This is a genomic window from Nostoc sp. (assembly GCF_036917455.1).
Lineage (GTDB): Bacteria > Cyanobacteriota > Cyanobacteriia > Cyanobacteriales > Nostocaceae > Nostoc.
On sequence record NZ_JBALDK010000225.1, the window covers coordinates 14,500 to 35,552 of the forward strand.

Below are 21,053 nucleotides of genomic sequence, written 5' to 3' on the forward strand. Positions count from 1 at the left end.
AAACTTTGCGTGGTGGCAAGCAGAGGGGTAGAGGGGCAGAGGGGCAGAGGGGCAGAGGGGCAGAGGGGCAGAGGTGCAGAGGGGAAAGAACTTGTACGAATCTCTCCCCTGCTCCTCTGCTCCTCTGCTCCCCTGCTACAGCATTTTTGGTTTGGTGAAGTACTAGTGGGGTAACGGTTTATTTTACTGCCAAGTCGAAAACCCGAAAGGGAACAACTAGAAAAACCTTGAAGTAATTCTTGGAAGCCCCGCATCCTGGTGGTCGGGGTGATGTCACAATAGAATTTAAAGCTGATGAATTAAAGGAGACTGTGACTACTACACTACACTGGCAAGAGCGGGTTGGTAATCAAAGGGATTGGGTTTGGCGCGGCTGGCAAACTCGCTATACTTACATTCGCTCTGCCCAAAATCATCAGAAGACAACACCCCTGATATTGCTACATGGCTTCGGCGCTTCCATTGGTCATTGGCGACATAATTTAGAAGTGTTGGCTGAACATCACACTGTTTACGCCATCGATATGCTGGGTTTTGGTGCTTCAGAAAAAGCCGCAGCTAATTACAGCATCGAACTCTGGGTTGAGCAGGTTTACGATTTTTGGAAAACATTTATCCGTGAACCAGCGATTTTGGTGGGCAATTCCAACGGTTCGCTGATTTCAATGGCCGCCGCAGCTACCCACCCCGATATGGTGCTGGGTATGGTGATGATGAGTTTACCAGACCCTTCACTAGAGCAAGAAGCAATCCCGCCTGTGTTGCAACCAGTTGTCAGAGCAATTAAAAATATTGTCGCTTCGCCGTTGATTCTAAAACCCGTGTTTAACTTCGTGCGCCGTCCTGGGGTGCTGCGTCGTTGGGCTAGTATCGCCTACGCTAACTCAGAGGCGATTACCGATGAACTTATAGAAATTTTAGCTGGTCCTCCCCAAGACAGAGGTTCGGCCAGGGCTTTTAGTGCTTTGTTCAAAGCTGCGATCGGAATTAACTTTAGTCCCAGTGTCAAGATGGTGTTACCAACCTTAACAATTCCGATGCTGTTAATTTGGGGACAAAAGGATCGGTTTGTTCCCCCAGCCCTGGCTAGCCAATTCGCCCAGTACAACGAGAAGTTGGAAGTGCTGAATTTGGAAAACGTAGGGCATTGTCCCCATGATGAATGTCCTGAACTAGTTAACCAAGCTATTTTAGATTGGATTGAGAGATGGGTTAGCGATCGCCAGCCATCACTTACTTCCTAAATATTATGCAATGGCAGCGATCGCACTAGCCAATCCCACTATTGAATTTTAAATTGCTTAACGCCTAGCCAATCGTGGCCTGGTTAGTGTCAACATCTGTAGCGCCATTCACAGAATTAGCTACAGAAACCATCTTATTGAGAATTTCTTGGCTGGGAACTGTCCCTTTCAACACCACAGTGCTACCCGTCTGAGCAACCCAAAGAGTATTAACATCATCAAGTTGGGGATCTTGATCGAATGCCAACGCTACCCGCTTTGCCAAGCCACTTTGGTCGTATTCGCCGCTTAATCCCAGACGTTCTGGGGGTATTGATTGCGTATCAACGTTACTACTGGTATCTGGCGCGATTGACTGCGGAGTAGGATTTACTTCTGCATTTTCAGGTTTTTCCATTCCAAATAATCTTTGTAACCAACCCATAAAAACTTTTCTCCTATTAGAGGCTTATCAAAGCTGAGTATAAAAAGTTTACCAAAATTTCACATCTACCTCTAAAAAGAGATTCATTCAATGAAACTCTTCCTTGCAGAATGATTTCTGCCCAATTTATCTCTAGAGAATGCAATGAGTGCAACTATTGAGCTTACAATAAAAGGTCGCACTTACAATTAGTGCAGTAGTACATCACAGTAGAAAAAACATACATTTTACAAAATGTCAAGAGTTTAAAACTCAAGGAATTTTGAATTTTGAATGAGTGAATTCTGCAAAGTGGTACTAGTGTCTGCGTTACTCAATTCCTGCTCTAGCCTCTGTTGGCGAAGATGAAACATACCCTTTCAGTTCTGGTAGAAGATGAGGCGGGTGTTCTTTCCCGCATTTCTGGTTTATTCGCCCGTCGCGGCTTTAATATTGAAAGCCTTGCTGTTGGCCCTGCTGAACAAGGAGGAGTCTCCCGCATTACGATGGTTGTACCTGGTGACGATCGCGTGATCGAGCAACTCACCAAGCAACTATATAAGTTAGTCAATGTTCTTAAGGTACAGGATATTACCGAAAACCCTTGCGTAGAGAGGGAACTGATGCTTTTGAAGGTGAATGCTAGCACCAGCAATCGCTCAGAAGTGATCGAATTGTCTCAGATTTTCCGGGCGCGAGTCGTGGATGTAGCTGAAGATTTTCTCACCTTAGAAGTTGTGGGAGATCCGGGTAAGATGGTAGCGATCGTGCAGGTGTTGCAAAAATTTGGTTTGAAAGAAATCGCCCGCACTGGAAAAATTGCTCTGACTCGTGAATCGGGTGTGAATACCGAGTTACTCAAGTCTTTGGAAGCAAAAGTTTAAAAAAGGCTTGCATAAATCCACTTTTGGGGGCGAACATCTGCTCGCCCCCAATGTTTTTTGCATCCATATTTATTTATATAGCGACCGCCTTGGTGGTTAGGACATATATACAGCGATCGCTCTACAAGAAAAGAGACTACTTTGAATTTATGCTCAAACCGCCTTGACGGTTGCTATAAGTACACAAGTTCGCTACTTCGCTTGAATTGGTGTTAGGGCTACACCTTGATAATAATGTCCCAAAATTTGCAGGTGGTTAACTCCTTGCCGAGCCAGATTGTACGCCCCCCATTGACTCATACCTAAAGCATGACCGTAGCCAAGTCCTTGCAGTACAAAACTACCATCGGCTCCCTTGGTAACGGTAAAGCGGGTACTCTTTAGCTTCAGGGCTGTTCGCACTTCCTCACCCTGTAGAACCTTCGTACCCTTATTGCCGACAATTCTCAAGACTTTAACACTGCGGAAAGGCGAGTATGTCTCTGGAGTCATCGCCGTCACACTGCCAACTCCTGGGAATTTAGCGCTAATTTCAGTGGGCGAGAAGGTTTTCACCCAATTACACTCGCTGATATTTTGATCGTAGTCTTGAACAGCGCGTAGGTAAGGCTCCCTGCTTCCCCAAACATCTTCTACATTTTCGGTGTGTCCCCCAGAACAAGCGTGGAAAACTGAGAGAATAATCTGGTTTTTGTAAGTTAGTACCTGCCCTAGTGTGGAATCCACTGCGGCGTAAGTAGCAGGAGCCTCACTGATGACACCTTTGTAAATTTGCCAACGATCGGGGGTATTACCTAAATCGAAAACGGGATTATTCCGTTGTTTTTCTCGTTCGTAAAGAGCATAAGTGCGGGCTGCGATCGCTTGGGCTTTTAGAGCCTCTTGGGGCCAGCTAGCATCCATTTCGCCACCGAGAACGCTATAAAGATATTCTTGATCGTCAACCCAATTAACAGCCGTTAAGCCTTTCTCTGTGGGAACAACCAGAGTTCTGCCCCGATACCAGCGATCGCCAATATAAACGAATCCTTTACCTGTTGGCTCAATCCAAAATAAACCAGATTGCCACTTATCTAAAGCAACTCCGCCAGGAATGGCTTGGGCATAATACGCACTCATCGCTGGTAACTGTCCGAGAGTCCGTCCCGTACTATCCTTGACAATCCCAGTGGTGGAACTGCCCACTTTTACCTGATTAACACCCCTCTCAATTGCCACGCGCAGAATTACAGACGCTTGCGCTGGGGCAACCAAAGCAATCCATAAGAGGACACTTACCCACCAATGACGTACTTTAATCTGGGAAAATAAAAAGCCTAAGTAAAGTTGGAATTTCATGCTGTTCATCTAATCACACTAGTATCTAATTGACGCTCTATATTTTTGCGTCTACTACTTTAAGATGAGACACCTCTCCAACGCAGGAGGTTGCCACCTCCTACTAATTATGCATTTTGCTTTAGCTCTCAGCGATCAATCAGCTAAAGAAGCCAGGGCGAGAATTCCTCTCCTCTACCTGTTTCCAATCCCCAATCTTACGATGCCAATACCTTTTGAGAATTGCTCACTTCATTAGCGATGATTCCAATTAAATTCAAATTACTCAAAATTTCTGTAGCTTGAGTCAGTTCACTTCGGGTTACTTTACCCATGCGCTCTACCATCACAATTCCATTGCAAAAAGATGCCACAATCCTGGCATCAACTGTACCTAAAATAGGCGGAGCATCTATCAGCACTAAGTCATAACTTTGCTCAAACAACTCTATTAGTTCTTTCATTCTTTGGGAACTGAGCAACTTTACCGTGTCTTCTGGTTCTGGGCCAGCAGTCAAAATATCAATTGAAGGATGAATAGGCTGGATGTAATCTTGAAAATGAGTTGTTGTCTCATCAACTAATAACAGAGAGAGTCCCCAGTCGTTGGATAGTTCTAGGATTTTGTGCAGGCTAGGGTTGTGCAAATTAGCATCAATAACTAAAACCCGTCGATGCATCCGAGTAGCACTAGCTACAAGCCCTAATACTAAGGTTGTCTTTCCCTCTCCTGGTAGTGCTGAAGTAAACATCAATGACTTGAAAGGTAAGGGATATTTTAATATCTGAATATTTTGGTAGATCATATCCAGGTTCTCGTGGACGGGCAATTTAGTCGTGGCTTCTATTACAGAGTCATTTGCTCGGCGCTGTCCATTCCAAGGCATTCCCAGCCGCCGCTTTTTCTCACCATGCGACGGTAGTTTTGGTACCGATCCCAGTACACGGAGATTCGTCAGCTTCTTTAAATCTCCCGCACAATAAATAGCATCATTAAATTTTTCCAAAATCAGGGCTGCTAAGATACCTAAAATCGGCCCAATTATCGCTCCCCCAAGCAAAAGTAACAATCTGTTGCTCCCCATATAAGTCCCTAAAGTCGGTTCTGTCAAAATTTGCCAATTATATCCCTCCTGAGCAATTTTCAGTCCTAAAGACTGTTGCACTTGCAAGAGTTGTTCAAGAGTTTTATGACTACTTTCTACTTTTGGGAGGAGACGATTATACTCTGCTATTAAGCTTGGATATTTGTTTAGATCGGAACGGAGTCGCTGTTCTGACTCGGCTAGATTTTTTTCATTGGCAGTTAGTCCTAAAACAGTTGTCTGTACTAAAATAAACTCGTCTATTAGCGTTGGATCTACCCCGACCATTTGCCCTTTTAAAAGGGGTTCTCCCTTACTGCTAGTAGTAATAGATTTCACCTCTTGTCGTAATAGCGACAATTGACTTTGGCGTTGCTGCTTTAGTTTTTGTACCGATGGGTAATCGTCTGTATAGCGCAGTCTCTCTTTAGCCAATGTTAGTTCAGTCTTTTGAATTTCACTCAATAATGTTTGATAGCGGCTTGACTGATTTAAACGAGAAGAAATTAGTTCATTCTGTTGGGATGAAGACGCTATTTGTTGTTCTAGGTTATCGTAGCGAGCGTTTGCATCTTGAAGGTTGGCACGAGTGCTTTGTAGCTGGTTTTGAATATCCGCTAGAGATTCTAACAGAATTTTACTTTGGATTTCGGGATCGAGTAATTTATGTTTTTTGCGAAATTGTTCTAAATTCTTCTCAGCTTTACTGACTTCTTTTTTTATCTCAGGTAGACGAGTATTTACAAAAGCCAGTCCATGATTCAGGCGTTCTTTTTGTTGTTCTTTATTGTAGTTTTGATAGACTTTTTGGAGAGCTTGAAGTGTTTTTTGAGCTTTGACTGGATCTTCATCATGGAAAGAAACTTTAAATACTTGACTAAAAACTTGATTAGCTCCGATACCTCCCTCTTCTGGAGTTACTTCTAGAGGTGATTTTTTATTTTGTTTTGTCTGACCATTGATATCTGCTAAGGTAATATCAGGATAATCAGAATGAAGTAAATCTACAGCTTTCTGGAGAAGCTTATAACTCAGCATGAGTTTCATCTGAGTAGTTGAATCAACAACCAGAGAATTAGAATCAGTAACCTGAGTATCTGCCTCGACTGGAATATTATTTGACTGTGCCCCTTGAGATAAATTGGAATTCACCAATATCTGCATATTGCTCTGGTAAGCAGGTTTGGCAATGACAGCTAAGAGACTAGTCGCTGACATAACTACGCAGGAAACCCCGAAGATCAGAAAGCGGCGGCGAAGCAAAATAGTAGATAGTTGTCTGATGTCAACTGCGCTTTGTGCTGAAGTTGTAACCTGTTGCTCTTGATTCAGACTAATCTTAGCCACTATCAAACTCCTCTAATATCGAAACACTATATTTATTTGGAAGATTTATGAGAAATGCGAAATTTTTTTTACACCTATAGCCGCAATAGCATACTTAATTATTCTTCCAAGGATGACAAGCTAACTTGGCACAATATTATGCCAGCTGGCGCTTTCATGTTCATCAATTCATGCATATAAATTCTTAATCCGTGTTGGAAGAATAAATTTTCAATAAATATTTTATTTAAGAAAGAAAAATCTTGATGGAAAATTAATTATTTTTCCTAAGCATTGAAGTAAAAAGTTATCTGACATACACCACTACTATATATTAAAGTTATTTTGATAACTTGTAATATCAAAAACACATTTAGAAAAACATTTAACCCATAATATTTATATACTTTTGATACACTTAGCTAACCGTAAATTATTGGTTAATTTGTTGACTTACTCGCAAAAATCAACTGCTGTCTATTTGCTGGACGTTATGAGTTGGATTACTAAACTCCAAGGTAGAACGTAGTTAATTTTAGATTTTAGATTATAAGAGTTCAATAGGAAATCCAAAATCCAAAATCTAAAATCCAAAATTCAAACGCCTACCTTGGTTAACTCTACTTCCCGTCGTCTGGGTACTTCATGAATCATGAAATCATAAGCCATGTCAGTACGGGGAAAAATAGCACGGGCTTCCTTAAGGAGATCCTTCAATTCTAAGGTATTACCGGGAGCATAGCGGGGACTGAAATGACTCATAATCAGTCGATGTGCCCCAGCAGCCAAAGCTGTTTGCGCTGCCATTGTGGTTGTGGAATGCAAGCGCTGAAAAGCCATATCTGCATCTTGATGGGCAAAAGTTGCTTCGTGAATTAATACATCTGCATCCTGAGCTAATTTTACTGCACCATCACAATAAATAGTGTCTGTACAATAGGCGATTTTCCGACCAATTTCTGTAGGGCCGCATAATTGAGTGCCATCAATTACCCGTCCGTCGTCAAGGGTAACAGTTTCACCGCGTTTGAGTTGACCGTAAATGCGACCAGAAGGAATTTCCAACGCTTTGGCTTTTTCTACATCAAAGCGTCCTGTCCGGTCTTTTTCGGCTACGCGGTAGCCGAAAGCTGTAATGCGGTGATGCAAATTACCGCAGCTAACGGTGAAGTCATTGTCTTCATAAATTACCCCTGGACGGATGGCGTGAACTTTAATAGGGTAAGAAAAGTGTGTGTAAGAGTAACGGGAGGCGGATTGAATGTAATCATTTAATCCAGGTGGGCCGTAGATATCAATTCGTTCCACATTGCCAGCCAAGCCGCAAGTAGCAAGAAGTCCCATCAAGCCAAAGATGTGGTCGCCGTGCATGTGGGTGATAAAAATTCGGGAAAGTTGACTGATTTTCAGTTCACTCCGCATTATTTGATGCTGGGTGCCTTCACCACAGTCGAATAACCACAGTTCTGCCCTTTGGGGTAATCTCAGGGCGACACTGGAAACATTGCGCGATCGCGTCGGTACACCGGAACTCGTCCCTAAGAATGTTATCTGCACAGTGTTCTTTAGTCTTCCTATTGCTCAATATTGCAGCTCTATTTTCTATAGTGACACGGTTATTGATTTATTTTTTGATCGTCTCTAAATCAGTAAAATTTAGTTTATCCGCCTAGCCATTGCAGTGGTAGAGTCACAATTACTGTTGTGCCAACATTCTCCTCACTTTCTAATTGAACATGACCACCATGTAACTCCACACATTTTTTAACTATAGTGAGTCCTAGTCCTGTTCCTTGAATTACACCCACATTACTGGCACGATAAAAGGTTTGAAACAGACAAATTTGGTCTTTGAGGGGAATGCCTATTCCCCAATCTCTTACCTGGAAAGTTGCCAGACCATCTTTGCAAATCAAATCAAACCAAATAGTGCTATTTGGAGGGGAATATTTGATGGCGTTGGAAATCAAATTCGTGAAGATACAATTGAGTAGGTCTTCATCCATTTGGGCTTGAGTAGATTCACCATTAAAGGTAAAAATAATGTTGTGCTGATTACCTGCATTGACTTGCAGAATATCTGTAAGTTCAGTACAGAATTTTTCTAAATCCAGAAATGTCGGTTTGTATTCTAGTTTAGCTGCTTCAGTTTTACTCAAAAATAGTATCTCATCTAAAAGATTGAGCATCTGGTTGATAGCATTTTGAATTCGATCGAAGTATTTAGTTCTGCGATCGTCAGTTAGTTTTTCACTGTTATATTCAAGGATATCTACAGCCGTCCGAATCGTAGTCATGGGGGTACGAAACTCATGGGAGACCATTGCAACAAAGTTCGATTTTAATTCGTTGAGTTCTTGTTCTTTTGCCAGTGCCTGACGGGTACGTTCTTCGCTATCCCGGAGTTGGTTGAGAATTTCGCTCCTTTCAATGGCATAGCGAATGGCACGCACTAACTGTTGTATCGTTATTTGATCTTTAACGAGATAGTCTTGTGCGCCTTCTGCTAAAGCTTGCATTGCTAAATCTTCATCATCAAGCCCTGTTAATACCACAACTGGGATATCGGGGACTGCTCCCCGAAATTCTTTCAAGGTATCGAGTCCAATAGAGTCAGGGAGGCTAAGGTCTAATAAAACCAGGTCGAATCTGCGTTGCTTGCGACTCTCTATTTGAGAATCATCAAGAGTGGATGCGGAGTTTTCCCTGCTTGCATATATTGCTTCAGATAGCCGTTCAACATGTAACATCTGCCATTGTTCTTGATCTGCATGAAAAAATATCCGGCGTAGCAGATGGGCATCACTAGAACTATTTTCTACTAATAAAATGTGAATTATAGGTTTTTCCATAGTACAGGGTTATATCAAGTTGTTAGATAATCACCTGATTTGCTATTGGTTCAGACAGGGCTTATTTCTCTGCTGTTATAAGCAACAATTTAAATTACCAACCCCATTTCGTTCGTGGTAGTGTCACTGCTATCAGCCAGAAATCTTTAGATCGACTGCACAACCTGAATAAACTGGTAGACATCAATAGGCTTTGTTACGTAGCGATTAGCACTGAGATTATCAGAACATAGTATATCTGCTCATCATTTGAGGTAGTAGTTATGACAACAGGAATGCATTCAAGATTTGGGTCTGATTTGATTTCTGTTAACACTTCCCACCCATCCATACCTGGGGGAATTCAGGTTGAGTAAGATTAGGTCTGGACGAGGAAATGAGCCAACTCTTCTTGCTCCTGTAAGTAGTTCATAGCACTTTTAGCATCTTCAACCCAGTACAAGTTGTTGGCAATTTGGGCATTTAAGAAGCTTGTGATGGCTAGGTTAGCATCACTAGGAGAGTTTTCAACTAGCAAAATTTTAATGGGTCGCAATGCCTGATTATGAATCATGCAGTTATTAGTAAGTTATTAGGCAGATGTACAGTACATATATTTAAAGATACCTTAATTTGCGTTCAGGGTAAGATAAAGTACTGTTCCTACGCTGCGACCACTATATCGCTCGACGATATTTTTACAAGTAGCTAGACCTAGAAAATTCTCGACAAATAAGTGATAATAGCTTTGCTTTGAGCGATCGCTATATGTAAATTACTAAGAGCTAGATCGAATGCAGTATTGCAGTCCACGAGGGTAAATTACTGACGGCGAGTCCCCACGCGAGAATAAACTAGCAAGTTTTGAATCAATGGCGCTATTCACCATTCGTACAGAATAGATTCTGACTTCTGATATTCTGTTTTCATAAAACAAAGAAAAAGCGAGAAGTAGACACAAATACTTATCCTCGCTTTTTGATTATCTAAGCTGTAAGAGTTGCGTAGATGCCCTACGGCTTGTCGTTAGACATCGCCTTTTCCACAGCTTCTAAGGCAGTGTTTACTTCTGCCTCTGTGACAATTAGCGGTGGTACAAATCGGACTACTTTTGGCCCGGCGGGTACCAGTAATACACCCTCCTTGATGGCAGCATTGACGATATCGGCTGCGGTTAGTTGAATATCGGCTCGTAACTCCAAACCGTTAATTAAACCCCAACCCCGAACTTCGCCAATGTGCTGAGGATATTTAGCTGCGATCGCTTTCAATCCGATTCGTAACTGTTCGCCCCTGTCTTGCACATTCTGCAAAATATTTTCCTGTTCCAATGTCTGACAAACACTGAGTGCTACACCACACACAAAAGGATTACCGCCAAAGGTGCTGGCGTGTTCTCCCGGTTGAAAGACATCGCAGAATTTCTTGCTCATCATCGCACCGATGGGAATACCGCCACCTAAGCCTTTGGCACTGGTGAAAATATCCGGTTCAACGCCGAGATGTTCGTAAGCCCATAATTTGCCACTGCGTCCCATACCAACTTGCACTTCGTCGAAAATCAACAAAATGCCAGTTTCGTCGCAAATCTGCCGAAGCTTTTTGAAATAGGCAACATCTCCCGGACGCACACCGCCTTCTCCCTGCAATGGCTCAATTAGAATTGCTGCTACCCGATAATCGCCTTCATCCAACTCGCTAATCGCCACTTCCACAGCGTTAATATCGTTGTAATTTACGTAGTGGAACCCGGGAACTAAGGGATCAAAATGCTTTTGATATTTCGGTTGTCCGGTGGCGGTAACAGTTGCTAAAGTCCGCCCGTGGAAACTGGCATTGGCGGTTAAAATTATTGGTTTTTCAATGTCTAATACTGTGTGGGCATATTTCCGCGCCAGTTTTATTGCGGCTTCGTTAGCTTCAGCCCCAGAGTTGCAGAAAAATACGCGATCGGCACAAGAATGTTCTACAAGCCATTTTGCCAATTCACCTTGTTCGGGAATATAGTACAAATTAGAGACGTGATGCAGCTTTTGGATTTGGCGTGTTACCGCTTCTACCATAACTGGGTGGGCGTGCCCCAAAGTACAAGTGGCAATTCCCGCTACAAAGTCCAGATATTCTCGTCCCTGTGTATCCCAAACCCGGCATCCAGCACCTCGTTCCAAGGCTAAGGGAAACCGACCGTAGGTAGACATGACAGCTTCATTAAAGCTATCTGCATCAAAAGGACTAGATGCTGACCCTGAATCTGGGGGGATGGTGGCTTGTTCAACGAGAGTTTGTAGGCTCACTACCGCTCCTCCTGAAAGTTTTTCATTATATAGTTATTTACTAGTTTGCTAGAAATCCCTAAAAATTACTTTTTATCTAGCACAACTCGTACTTCTTTTTAAGTTAACGTTTATAGCCCACATTTCATACTTCATTTTTTGCTACATAATGAAGTATGAACTGTGGCTTTAATTAAATAAGGCATAAAATTAAATTAATGTATCCAAGTCGGGATAAGGATTTCAGGTATTTTACTCGGTTAAAAAATGCCGTTCAGATATTACCAGCATTAAAAATCTGCTCTGCGGTTAAATCCAATTTTGGGAAAGTGGGTGATTGGAGGGAGCAACGCGAAAAAGTGAGATCATCGTCTAATGAGCAGGGGGAGCAGGGGAGGCAGGGGGAGCAGGGGGAGTAAAGAAAAAACTTTAGTATGTTTTACTACTAAATAGCTAAAGAATATACTTAAATTATTTCTCTCCCCCTGCCTCCCCTGCCTCCCCTGCCTCCCCTGCTTACTCACCTCACAAAATCGCATTGCTCCCGTGATTGGATGGGTTGGCTTCCACAAAACAGGTTGAGTTGATATTCACCCTCAACTAGTGAATAAATCGATATTGTCGGCTGTTTGGGGTTGCCAATGAATCGTCTGCCTCCCAGTGCTGCATAGTCTACAATCCAATATTCAGGGATGCCGACTCCCTCATACCCAATTTTGTAAAATAATCATCTCTCCAGTTTGTACTTACGACCTCAACTACCAAAGAAATTGACTCTGCTTGAGTAAAAGTAGATTCTTTTTTCCACAAAGGTTCATTTACTAGGTTGGGGCGGTTTAACAACAACACATCTGGTAAATAAGCAAATTCACTTTCAGATGGTTTTACGAATACTGTTTTGGGACAGCCATAAGATAGCTGAAGTCGGGTATATTCTAAAATAAATCTCTCAATTAAAAATAAAATAATCTCCTCATGGTCGCCTGTCGGTGCGAATATCTCAATTACTACTTCATCGTATAATTCGGAGCGTTTATTTGAGTTGTCAGGGTATTTAGTGATAAATTCTTCAAACGTAACTAGTTTTCTTTGTAGGACTTGAGTCATCAGTTAATCCTCAAAGTCAAACTGAGTTTAAATATACTAAAAAGTTACCAGAAAACTAGAAAAGTAGGTTAAAAATACTATTGTTACTTCATTCTCAACACTTGAGCAAAAATATCAGCGGATCCAAAAGGAGTTAATGGCTGGGGCGATCGCTCTTGGCGGTGTTTTCTTCATTGGCACTTTGTGGTATTGGCTAGTGGAGGGCTGGGCATGGGAAGATGCGGCTTACATGACAGTCATCACTTTAGCGACTGTGGGATACGGAGAGACACATCCACTGGGTAGCCGCGGACGATTGTTTACAATTGCTCTGATTTTATTGGGTGTAATCAATATTGGTTACATTGTCAATAGATTTACAGAAGCGATCATTCAAGGCTACTTTCAAGAGGGAATTCGGCTACAACAACAGAGGCGGTTAATGGAATCCCTGTCAGAGCATTACATCATCTGTGGATTTAGTCGGACTGGTCGTCAAATTGCCAAAGAATTTCGGGCAGAAGGCGTACCTTTTGTAGTGATTGATTCGGAGACGGAATCTGTGCAAAGGGCGCAGACAGAAGGTTATACAGCATTCCAAGGTGATGCTACCCTAGATGACACGCTTTTGAAAGTTGGTATTGAACGGGCGATGTGTATTGTTGCAGCCTTGCCTTCAGATGCCGAAAATTTATATATAGTTTTATCAGCCAAAACACTGAATACGGCAATTCGGGTGATCGCACGGGCAAGTACAGAAGAAGCTTTGCAGAAGTTACGACGCGGTGGTGCAGATGAAGTTATATCCCCCTATATTACAGGTGGGAAGCGCATGGCTGCTGCGGCACTCAGACCCCAAGTGTTGGACTTTGTAGACGGGATTTTGACCGGTGCAGACCGTCAGTTGTATATGGAAGAATTTTTACTAGACCCGGCTTTTTGTCCCTTTGTGGGTCAGAGTTTACAAAAAGCAAGATTGCGATCGCAATCTGGGGCATTAGTTCTGGCAATTCGCCGCGCTGATGGGACTTTAATTGGTGGCCCCACAGGCGATACGGTGTTAATGCCAGGCGATCGGCTAATTGGTATGGGTACAGCAGAACAGTTGCGTAGTCTCAACCAAATTCTCGGCCCAATTGGTTCTCAAAAATTGCGACGACCGAAAAATAGCTGATTTTATTTCCCTTGACTACTTTTTTATACTGATTTTTAAGTAATGCTTGTATAGTGTAATTGCATACTTTGAAAGTATAATATCATGCAATGAAAATTACATTAAGCATCGTCACAATATTTACTTTTACTTTGGGATTTTACAGTACACGGACTATTGCTGCTCCTCTTGCAACTCCCAAAAGCTTTACAGATTGGTGTGAGCAGAAATTAACTTTACCTCCACAGACAAAACATACAGTTGAGTTTCTTTTAGAAAAAGCCCAAACTCAAAATTGCAACCAGGCTAACCAAAAGCTGACTAATTTGACTTCTCTCGACCTCGACTTCAATGAAATCAGCGATATCAAGCCTTTGTCCAATCTGACTAATTTGACTTTTCTCTCCCTCAATTTCAATAAAATCAGCGATATCAAGCCTTTATCCAATCTGACTAATCTGACTTCTCTTTTCCTCGGCTCAAACAAAATCAGTGATATTAAGCCTTTGTCTGCTTTGACAAAATTAACTTATCTCCTCCTCAGCTTAAATGAAATCAGCGATATCAAGCCTTTGTTCAATCTGACTAATTTGACTTTTCTCTCCCTCAACTTCAATAAAATCAGCGATGTTAAGCCTTTGTCCGCTCTTAAGAAATTGGCTTTTCTAAATCTCGACTCAAATGAAATCAATGATATCAAGCCTTTATCTACTCTGATTAATTTGACTTATCTCGACCTGGAATCAAATAAAATCAACAATATCAACATTTTATCCGCTTTGTTAAAAGTGAATTTTCTTATTATTAAAAATAACCCGATCGCACCAAAAATATGTCCTGTAAAACCAGAATCTATTTGTCAGTTTGATTAGCTGCAAGTGAAATTAGTAAATCACTTGGTCTACCCATGTATAGATGCTATACATTTACTGATTGATTCAATATAAAAATTAGCCAATAGTCTACTAAATCAAGAATAAAAATCACAATTAAACTTACATTAAGCATCGCCACAATATTTACTTTTACTTTGGGATTTTACACCACACAGACTATTGCTGCTCCTCTTGCAACTCCCAAAAGCTTTACAGATTGGTGTCAGCAGAAATCAACTTTACCTCCACAGACAAAACATACAATCGAGGTTCTTTTAGAAAAAGCCCAAACTCAAAGTTGCAACCAGGCTAACCAAAAGCTGACTCATTTGACTTCTCTTAACCTCAACTCAAATAAAATCAGTGATATCAAGCCATTATCTGCTCTTACAAAATTGACTTCTCTTGACCTCGGCTCAAATGAAATCAGCGATATTAAGCCATTGTCTGCTCTAACTAATTTGACTTTTATAGACCTCAATTTTAATGAAATCAGCGATATCAAACCATTGTCTGCTCTGACAAAATTGACTTTTTTCTCTCTCCACTCAAATAAGATCAGCGATATCAAGCCATTGTCTGCTCTGACAAAATTGACTTCTATAGACCTTGGCATAAATGAAATCAGCAATATCAAACCTTTGTCTGCTCTGACTCATTTGACTTCTATCGACCTCGGCACAAATGAAATCAGCGATATCAAATCTTTATCTGCTCTGACTCATTTGACTGCTCTCTCTCTCCGCGAGAATAAAATCAGCGATATCAAGCCTTTCTCTACTCTGACTAATTTAACTTCTCTCTCCCTGCGCGAGAATAAAATCAGCAATATTAAGCCTTTGTCCACTCTGACTAATTTGACTTATCTCTACCTTAACTCAAATGAAATCAGCGATATCAAGCCTTTATCCGCTCTGACCAATTTGATTATTCTCTCTCTTGAATCAAATGAAATCAGCGATGTCAAGCCTTTATCTGCTCTGACTAATTTGACTGAACTCTCCCTTAACTCAAATAAAATCAGCAATATTAAGCCTTTATCCGCTCTGGAAAAATTGACGTTTCTTAATATTAAGAATAACTCGATCGCACCAAAAAATTGTCCTGTAAAACCAAAGTCTATTTGTCAATTTGATTAACGCCAAAATTGACAGCCGTCAAACTGACTTTTTAAGCACGTCCTAATCTCTAAAGACAGCAGAATATGTTTTTTATTTTCCTCATTTCCAATATATATGGATGAGGCGGTTCATGGAGAAATAACCAATGACTAATGACTAATAATCAATTTCTTTCCACCCATGCATGGATGCTATACCTTTTGTAGCCCATTCGATCAAAATTGGGGGAGCTTCTGATATCAAAATGCTAGGATAAACTGCTGCACCCCATTCAGGATGCACTAGTACACGGCATTGATTTTTAATCACTGGATAGTTAAGTAAGGCTTTGACAACTGCTGTGTCATCGTGGGGAATTGCTCCGGGGTGGGACAGTAAAGGATAGCCTGTACGAGGGTCGATCAGGTCAGTTAAATAGCCGCGATCGCGCAGATTAAATGCTAAATCACAGCCAAATCGCATAAACTTTTCTCGTAAGCGTTCTTTCTCTGACTCTACTTCTGCCGTCTTTTTGACTAATTGATAACGCGATCGCTGTAAGACAATCACTACTCTTAAAAATGGCTGCCGTTTCCAATCTGGTAATATCCGTTCGCAGTTGGCACAGATATATTGACTGGGAGCATGAATTGAAATTTGAACCGCTTGTCCAGTTTCACCAACTAAATTAATAGGACAGGCTTGCTCCGAAGTGTAAACTTTGGGATAGTTCACTAAATTGATTCGGCTTATACAAGTTTTTTAATTCAATCTACGGTATAGATGATAGCTCTTAAAAGTTCCGAAAAATCATCATTTTCCTCTTTTATATTACTTTTTTTAGAAGCATTTGCTAATAATTTGAGAATTTTAATCCGAATTTTATCCTTTATTAACCTGTGCTTATGGAATTTACTGCGATCGCTGTAGCTATTGGCATAGATGCAGAGTATCGTAGACAAGCGATGCATATAGCGGCTACGCCTACGCTCCTGAAATTTGTTCGATCAAAACCTCAAAAAATGAACTCCATCTCACCCAATTAATTGAGTTTTAAAGAATTCACCGGTACTTCATCCCAAGAATCAACTGTCCGCAATTGCGCTACCCAACCTGCGGCCTTTTGCCTTTCGGTCAAATTATTCTGAAATGAATCATGACAATCTTTGGCTTGAGATTCATTGCAAGTGGCAATACAGGCATGAATCATCCCAGACGGATCAATTTGCTCATTTACCCAAATAGTCATGGAATATTCCCTCGAAAACTGTATTGAAAAAAGCTATTTGTTATTTTAGAACACTATTAGAGGCAAAAATTGGAGAGCAAAATCGGTAAGCTGCTAAAAAAATTCGAGCGATTGGTAAATCAGCATTCTTTTGCAACTTATCTAAAGCACTAACTACATTATCAAGGCGATAAAGCTGTAGCAGCTCTCGCACTACTTTGTTTTGCCGATTATTTATCCTTACCCAAAATACGATCCGTTCGATAATCAGCGCCATGCCTAACAAAGAGAATGCCAGCAGAGGCCACATGCTGTAAACAGATTACTAATTTCCATCTACTTTTTTTAACTTACCAACAACGCTAGATTAACAGATTGTTCTTTTAGGGAATTGGGCATCCCTTCGGCTTCTCTACGAGATGCTACGCGAACGCTTAGGGCAAGTGGTAAGCATTGGAGAGAATCAAAAACTACCTCTGTCTCTTCCGTTCACTGCTTTTTTATCTCCTCATTCCCTTACTCAACATTCAGCAATCTTTCAGCTATCCTTAGTTTGGCCGATCGCGATCGCGGATTTTTCCCAATTTCCTCTTCCTGTGCAATAATCGGCTTTTTTGTCAAGACCTTTAACAAAGGTGAATTTCTTAAACCATGCTTCACCGGGCGGTCTTCTAAACTATGAAAACTGATAATCGCAATTCTACCGCCAGGGACAAGGGCTTTTGGGGCTTTATCCAAAAAGGTTTCTAGAGATTTTAACTCGTCGTTGACGACAATTCGCAGAGCTTGAAAAACCCGAGTTGCTGGGTGAATTCTGCCATAACGGTATTTTGGAGGGACTGAAGAAGCGATCGCATCAGCCAATTCTGTAGTCGTTTGCAACGGTCGGCGTTCGACAATACGTCTGGCAATGCGCCGCGATAATCTCTCTTCGCCGTACTTAAAGAAAATATCAGCTAATTCTGCCTCATCCCAATTATTAATGATATGAGCAGCAGTTAGCGATCGCCCCCGATCCATTCGCATATCCAAATTTGCAGCTTGGCGAAAGCTGAAACCCCTTTCTGCTTGGTCTAAATGGTAAGAACTTACCCCCAAATCGGCGAGAATACCATTGAAAGTATTAGGGGGAAATTCGTAGTCAGCAAAATTGCTATAGATAAATTGTACGCGATCGCCAAACTCAGCTAATTCTATCCTCGCTGCTGCTAAAGCATCCTCATCTTGGTCAATCGCCGTTAATTTTACATCTGGCGCAGCTGCTAAAATCAAACGGCTGTGACCTCCACCGCCTACGGTCACATCTAAATAATGTCCGCTTGGACGCACCGCCAAACCCTCAATAACCTCCCGACCCAACACGGAAATATGAGAAAAAGCTAGTTCTTCTATATCTAGCGGTGTTTGTGAATCTGATTTCATCTTTAACTTTAATTTTGATTAGGGCTTACGCATACTCTAGGAATTCTTCTCTACGAGACGCTACGCAAAGGCGATTTGGCGGTTCGATGAATTAAGCGTTTTAGCTATTTTTGCGTAAGTTCTGTTGATAAATAAAAGCTGTAGACTAAGAAATTAGTCTACATAAATACCAGAGTACATAGAGAAAAATCTTACTCAATCCTCCCCAAGCCTTGAGTCAGGAATACTATCTAAATCCGAGTTTAACAATAACTGACTAAACACAATCGGTTTCCCTTGCGCCTTGATAAAGTCGTCTTCATCCTTTAACAGCTGCTTTTTCAAGTCATTACAAAAGTCAATTTCATTTTTAGTTTCAATATACTGTATTAAATTTTTTCTGATAATCTCCTTCCTCGCTACAGAATTATCAGCATCTACTAAATCTTCACTGGTTCCTTCTAAAATATTTTCCTCTAAACGCTCTTTAAGAAGATTTATTCTTTCATTTAGCCAAGTTATTGTTAAGTGTACTTGTTCATATATACTGTTATTGTTTTTCTCTTGCATCTAACAACCCCTAAATAATTAAAGCTTTTTTAAAATATAAATTTTAATAATGATGCTTTTGTCACATTCTCTGTACTGATAGCGAGTCTGTTTATAAATCTAAATAGCTTTTGGCTATATACATACCATTTTGCTTAGACACTAAGTTATACAAGATTTAAGAGGATTTAACAACATCAAAATTTTAAATGTAAAAAGAGATTACATGAAAAAAAACCTGTGCCTCAATCCCTTACATATCAAGCTTCCCTATAATAATTGAAGAGGTGCAACGAAATGAAACAATTACAACTCCTGCGCTGCTATCCTCTCTCCAACATAACCCTGTAGAGTCAAAATTATATAGATTGCCCCTACAAACCTCATTTTGGCAGACTAGATAAATCGGCTGTGGTTGGCATTTAGGCGGTTCAATTCAAAATTTTCACGAACGGAGAACACAAAATCTATGACCAGACTAGAAACCCGCACTGAACCAATGGTGCTAAACATGGGGCCACACCACCCCTCAATGCACGGGGTTCTGCGGCTAATCATGACTCTGGATGGCGAGGATGTCGTTGACTGTGAACCAGTTATCGGCTATTTGCACCGGGGAATGGAAAAAATCGCTGAGAACCGCACTAATGTTATGTATGTCCCGTACGTTAGTCGCTGGGACTACGCGGCGGGAATGTTCAACGAAGCCGTCACTGTTAACGCCCCAGAAAAACTTGCAGGTGTCGCTGTTCCCAAACGGGCTAGCTACATCCGCGTCATTATGCTGGAGTTGAACCGCATCGCTAACCACTTGCTGTGGTTTGGCCCCTTCCTCGCTGACGTAGGCGCACAAACTCCCTTCTTCTACCAGTTCCGGGAACGGGAAATGATTTATGATTTGTGGGAAGCAGCCACAGGTTATCGGATGGTAAATAATAACTACTTCCGCGTTGGTGGAGTAGCGGCTGATTTACCTTACGGTTGGGTAGATAAATGTCTGGAATTCTGCGACTACTTATTACCTAAAGTTGATGAGTACGAACGTTTAGTAACCGATAACCCCATCTTCCGGCGACGCGTTGAGGGTATTGGTACTATCACGCGAGAAGAAGCAATTAACTGGGGACTTTCTGGCCCAATGTTACGCGCTTCTGGCGTGCAATGGGATTTGCGGAAAGTTGACCATTACGAATGTTACGACGATTTTGACTGGGATGTACAGTGGGAAACTGCCGGTGATTGCTTTGCCCGTTATGTGGTGCGGATGCGGGAAATGCGCGAATCTGTGAAGATTATTCGCCAAGCAATCAAAGGACTTCCTGGCGGCCCTTACGAAAATCTGGAAGCGAAGCGTTTAGCCGCAGGTAAAAAATCTGAGTGGGACGCTTTTGATTACCAATTTATTGGTAAAAAAGTTTCCCCTACCTTCAAGATTCCCAAGGGTGAAATCTACTCTCGTGTCGAAAGTGGCAAAGGTGAATTGGGAATTTATCTAGTTGGCGATGATAATGTCTTCCCTGCACGGTGGAAAATTCGCGCAGCAGATTTCAATAATCTCCAGATTGTTCCACATTTACTGCGCGGCATGAAAGTTGCAGATATTGTGGTCATTCTCGGTAGTGTTGACGTAATTATGGGGTCTGTGGATAGGTAGAAAATATTTATCTAAGTATTTTTAGAGCAGTTGTATTATGCAACTGCTCTTTTTTTTACAATGAGTTTTTAACTATAGGACTAATATTTGATTTCTGAAAAAGCTCCGTACATTTGAAGAGTAGCAAAATCAAAGGTAGTGTGTCGGAGAAACCACTTAAACATCCATTTGAGATGCGAGAACGAAGGAATCAAAGCACAGAAACGCCGCACCCAGGTTTTAGCTTGTAACCAAATATCCTCAATTGGATTTTGTGATGGGCAATTAGGAGCAAAGCGGACGCAGTGAATTCTCCACTGCTCTTGAGACAAATCTTGGTTTACCTCGCCTAAAAAGTTTTGAACCAGATGTGAACGATGGTAAGAAGCACCATCCCAAAAAAGAAGTAATCTTTGATTGGGGGACTGATCTAATAAATAACGTAGATAATCAATCGTATTTTCTGAATTACCTGCATTATATGCTTTCAGTAGCAAGCCTCCCTTCAGATAGTCAACTGCCCCATAGTACGTCTGTTTGTCGCGGACATTAACAACTCTCACTGCTATCTCTTGGTCAGTTTTTCCCCAGACATATCCACTTAAATCTCCCCACATTAAATGACACTCATCAAGCACTAATACTTTCAACTTTCCTGCTTCGAT

General features: G+C 41.4%; 18 protein-coding genes and 2 pseudogenes. 6 read left to right on the forward strand and 14 right to left on the reverse strand.

The window, feature by feature from the left end:
• The first annotated feature begins 311 nt into the window (after nt 1–311).
• A complete protein-coding gene (locus V7K42_RS25025) occupies nt 312–1,244 on the forward strand; it encodes an alpha/beta fold hydrolase (RefSeq protein WP_334919968.1) in 933 nt (310 codons plus the stop codon).
• Nucleotides 1,245–1,308: 64 nt separating this feature from the next.
• Here the strand turns inward: V7K42_RS25025 and V7K42_RS25030 are convergent, their stop codons facing one another.
• Nucleotides 1,309–1,668 (reverse strand): BON domain-containing protein, encoded by a 360-nt coding sequence (locus tag V7K42_RS25030; protein ID WP_334919955.1) that lies wholly within the window; start codon nt 1,666–1,668, stop codon nt 1,309–1,311.
• Nucleotides 1,669–2,012: 344 nt separating this feature from the next.
• Here V7K42_RS25030 and ilvN point away from each other — a divergent pair, with 344 nt between their 5' ends.
• Nucleotides 2,013–2,531 (forward strand): acetolactate synthase small subunit, encoded by a 519-nt coding sequence (gene ilvN / locus V7K42_RS25035; protein WP_094332668.1) that lies wholly within the window; start codon nt 2,013–2,015, stop codon nt 2,529–2,531.
• Between the two features lie 192 nt (nt 2,532–2,723).
• Here the strand turns inward: ilvN and V7K42_RS25040 are convergent, their stop codons facing one another.
• From V7K42_RS25040 to V7K42_RS25070, 7 genes and pseudogenes are all read right to left on the reverse strand, one after another.
• Entirely contained in the window at nt 2,724–3,869 is a 1,146-nt protein-coding gene (locus V7K42_RS25040; RefSeq protein ID WP_094332667.1) for a SpoIID/LytB domain-containing protein, read from the reverse strand.
• Between the two features lie 197 nt (nt 3,870–4,066).
• The gene (locus tag V7K42_RS25045; protein WP_334919956.1) at nt 4,067–6,280 is read right to left on the reverse strand and encodes a GumC family protein; all 2,214 of its coding nucleotides are present in this window, start codon (nt 6,278–6,280) and stop codon (nt 4,067–4,069) included.
• Between the two features lie 576 nt (nt 6,281–6,856).
• Nucleotides 6,857–7,816: a ribonuclease Z gene (locus V7K42_RS25050; RefSeq protein ID WP_094332666.1), complete on the reverse strand. Its 960-nt coding sequence runs from the start codon at nt 7,814–7,816 to the stop codon at nt 6,857–6,859.
• A gap of 104 nt (nt 7,817–7,920) precedes the next feature.
• Nucleotides 7,921–9,111, reverse strand: a complete 1,191-nt coding sequence (locus V7K42_RS25055) for a hybrid sensor histidine kinase/response regulator (RefSeq protein ID WP_334919957.1) — start codon at nt 9,109–9,111, stop codon at nt 7,921–7,923.
• A gap of 358 nt (nt 9,112–9,469) precedes the next feature.
• Nucleotides 9,470–9,664 (reverse strand): hypothetical protein, encoded by a 195-nt coding sequence (locus V7K42_RS25060; protein ID WP_334919958.1) that lies wholly within the window; start codon nt 9,662–9,664, stop codon nt 9,470–9,472.
• A 439-nt stretch (nt 9,665–10,103) separates the two neighbouring features.
• Nucleotides 10,104–11,384, reverse strand: a complete 1,281-nt coding sequence (locus V7K42_RS25065) for an aspartate aminotransferase family protein (protein WP_334919959.1) — start codon at nt 11,382–11,384, stop codon at nt 10,104–10,106.
• Between the two features lie 499 nt (nt 11,385–11,883).
• A pseudogene (locus V7K42_RS25070) lies at nt 11,884–12,470 on the reverse strand (Uma2 family endonuclease).
• 136 nt (nt 12,471–12,606) lie between these two features.
• Between V7K42_RS25070 and V7K42_RS25075 the strand changes: the two are divergent.
• From V7K42_RS25075 to V7K42_RS25085, 3 genes are all read left to right on the forward strand, one after another.
• A complete protein-coding gene (locus V7K42_RS25075) occupies nt 12,607–13,623 on the forward strand; it encodes a potassium channel family protein (RefSeq protein WP_334919960.1) in 1,017 nt (338 codons plus the stop codon).
• A gap of 89 nt (nt 13,624–13,712) precedes the next feature.
• Nucleotides 13,713–14,474, forward strand: coding sequence for a leucine-rich repeat domain-containing protein (locus tag V7K42_RS25080; protein ID WP_334919961.1), 762 nt, complete (start codon nt 13,713–13,715; stop codon nt 14,472–14,474).
• Nucleotides 14,475–14,632: 158 nt separating this feature from the next.
• The gene (locus V7K42_RS25085; protein WP_334919962.1) at nt 14,633–15,616 is read left to right on the forward strand and encodes a leucine-rich repeat domain-containing protein; all 984 of its coding nucleotides are present in this window, start codon (nt 14,633–14,635) and stop codon (nt 15,614–15,616) included.
• Nucleotides 15,617–15,754: 138 nt separating this feature from the next.
• Here the strand turns inward: V7K42_RS25085 and V7K42_RS25090 are convergent, their stop codons facing one another.
• From V7K42_RS25090 to V7K42_RS25110, 5 genes and pseudogenes are all read right to left on the reverse strand, one after another.
• Nucleotides 15,755–16,312: a methylmalonic aciduria and homocystinuria type D protein gene (locus V7K42_RS25090; protein ID WP_334919963.1), complete on the reverse strand. Its 558-nt coding sequence runs from the start codon at nt 16,310–16,312 to the stop codon at nt 15,755–15,757.
• Nucleotides 16,313–16,619: 307 nt separating this feature from the next.
• Nucleotides 16,620–16,826 (reverse strand): glycogen debranching protein, encoded by a 207-nt coding sequence (locus V7K42_RS25095; RefSeq protein WP_334919964.1) that lies wholly within the window; start codon nt 16,824–16,826, stop codon nt 16,620–16,622.
• Nucleotides 16,827–16,896: 70 nt separating this feature from the next.
• A pseudogene (locus tag V7K42_RS25100) lies at nt 16,897–17,115 on the reverse strand (MotA/TolQ/ExbB proton channel family protein); the annotation flags it as partial.
• A gap of 206 nt (nt 17,116–17,321) precedes the next feature.
• Nucleotides 17,322–18,227 carry a 16S rRNA (cytosine(1402)-N(4))-methyltransferase RsmH gene (rsmH, locus tag V7K42_RS25105; RefSeq protein WP_334919965.1) on the reverse strand — a complete coding sequence of 302 codons (906 nt, stop codon included), beginning with the start codon at nt 18,225–18,227 and terminating at the stop codon, nt 17,322–17,324.
• Nucleotides 18,228–18,422: 195 nt separating this feature from the next.
• Entirely contained in the window at nt 18,423–18,776 is a 354-nt protein-coding gene (locus V7K42_RS25110) for a hypothetical protein (protein ID WP_334919966.1), read from the reverse strand.
• Between the two features lie 448 nt (nt 18,777–19,224).
• Here V7K42_RS25110 and V7K42_RS25115 point away from each other — a divergent pair, with 448 nt between their 5' ends.
• On the forward strand, nt 19,225–20,409 hold the full coding sequence (locus V7K42_RS25115) for an NAD(P)H-quinone oxidoreductase subunit H (protein ID WP_179067814.1): 1,185 nt from the start codon (nt 19,225–19,227) through the stop codon (nt 20,407–20,409).
• Between the two features lie 80 nt (nt 20,410–20,489).
• On the opposite strand, the gene V7K42_RS25120 is transcribed toward V7K42_RS25115, so the two are convergent.
• The coding region (locus V7K42_RS25120) for an IS630 family transposase (protein ID WP_334919967.1) at nt 20,490–21,053 on the reverse strand (564 nt) is incomplete at its 5' end.

Coding starts and splice junctions, on each gene's coding strand:
- V7K42_RS25080 (WP_334919961.1), top strand. CDS start 13,713: ATGAAAATTACATTAAGCATCGTCACAATATTTACTTTTACTTTGGGA.
- V7K42_RS25055 (WP_334919957.1), bottom strand. CDS start 9,111: ATGGAAAAACCTATAATTCACATTTTATTAGTAGAAAATAGTTCTAGT.
- V7K42_RS25115 (WP_179067814.1), top strand. CDS start 19,225: ATGACCAGACTAGAAACCCGCACTGAACCAATGGTGCTAAACATGGGG.
- V7K42_RS25030 (WP_334919955.1), bottom strand. CDS start 1,668: ATGGGTTGGTTACAAAGATTATTTGGAATGGAAAAACCTGAAAATGCA.
- V7K42_RS25095 (WP_334919964.1), bottom strand. CDS start 16,826: ATGACTATTTGGGTAAATGAGCAAATTGATCCGTCTGGGATGATTCAT.
- ilvN (WP_094332668.1), top strand. CDS start 2,013: ATGAAACATACCCTTTCAGTTCTGGTAGAAGATGAGGCGGGTGTTCTT.
- V7K42_RS25110 (WP_334919966.1), bottom strand. CDS start 18,776: ATGCAAGAGAAAAACAATAACAGTATATATGAACAAGTACACTTAACA.
- V7K42_RS25040 (WP_094332667.1), bottom strand. CDS start 3,869: ATGAAATTCCAACTTTACTTAGGCTTTTTATTTTCCCAGATTAAAGTA.
- V7K42_RS25060 (WP_334919958.1), bottom strand. CDS start 9,664: ATGATTCATAATCAGGCATTGCGACCCATTAAAATTTTGCTAGTTGAA.
- rsmH (WP_334919965.1), bottom strand. CDS start 18,227: ATGAAATCAGATTCACAAACACCGCTAGATATAGAAGAACTAGCTTTT.
- V7K42_RS25075 (WP_334919960.1), top strand. CDS start 12,607: ATGGCTGGGGCGATCGCTCTTGGCGGTGTTTTCTTCATTGGCACTTTG.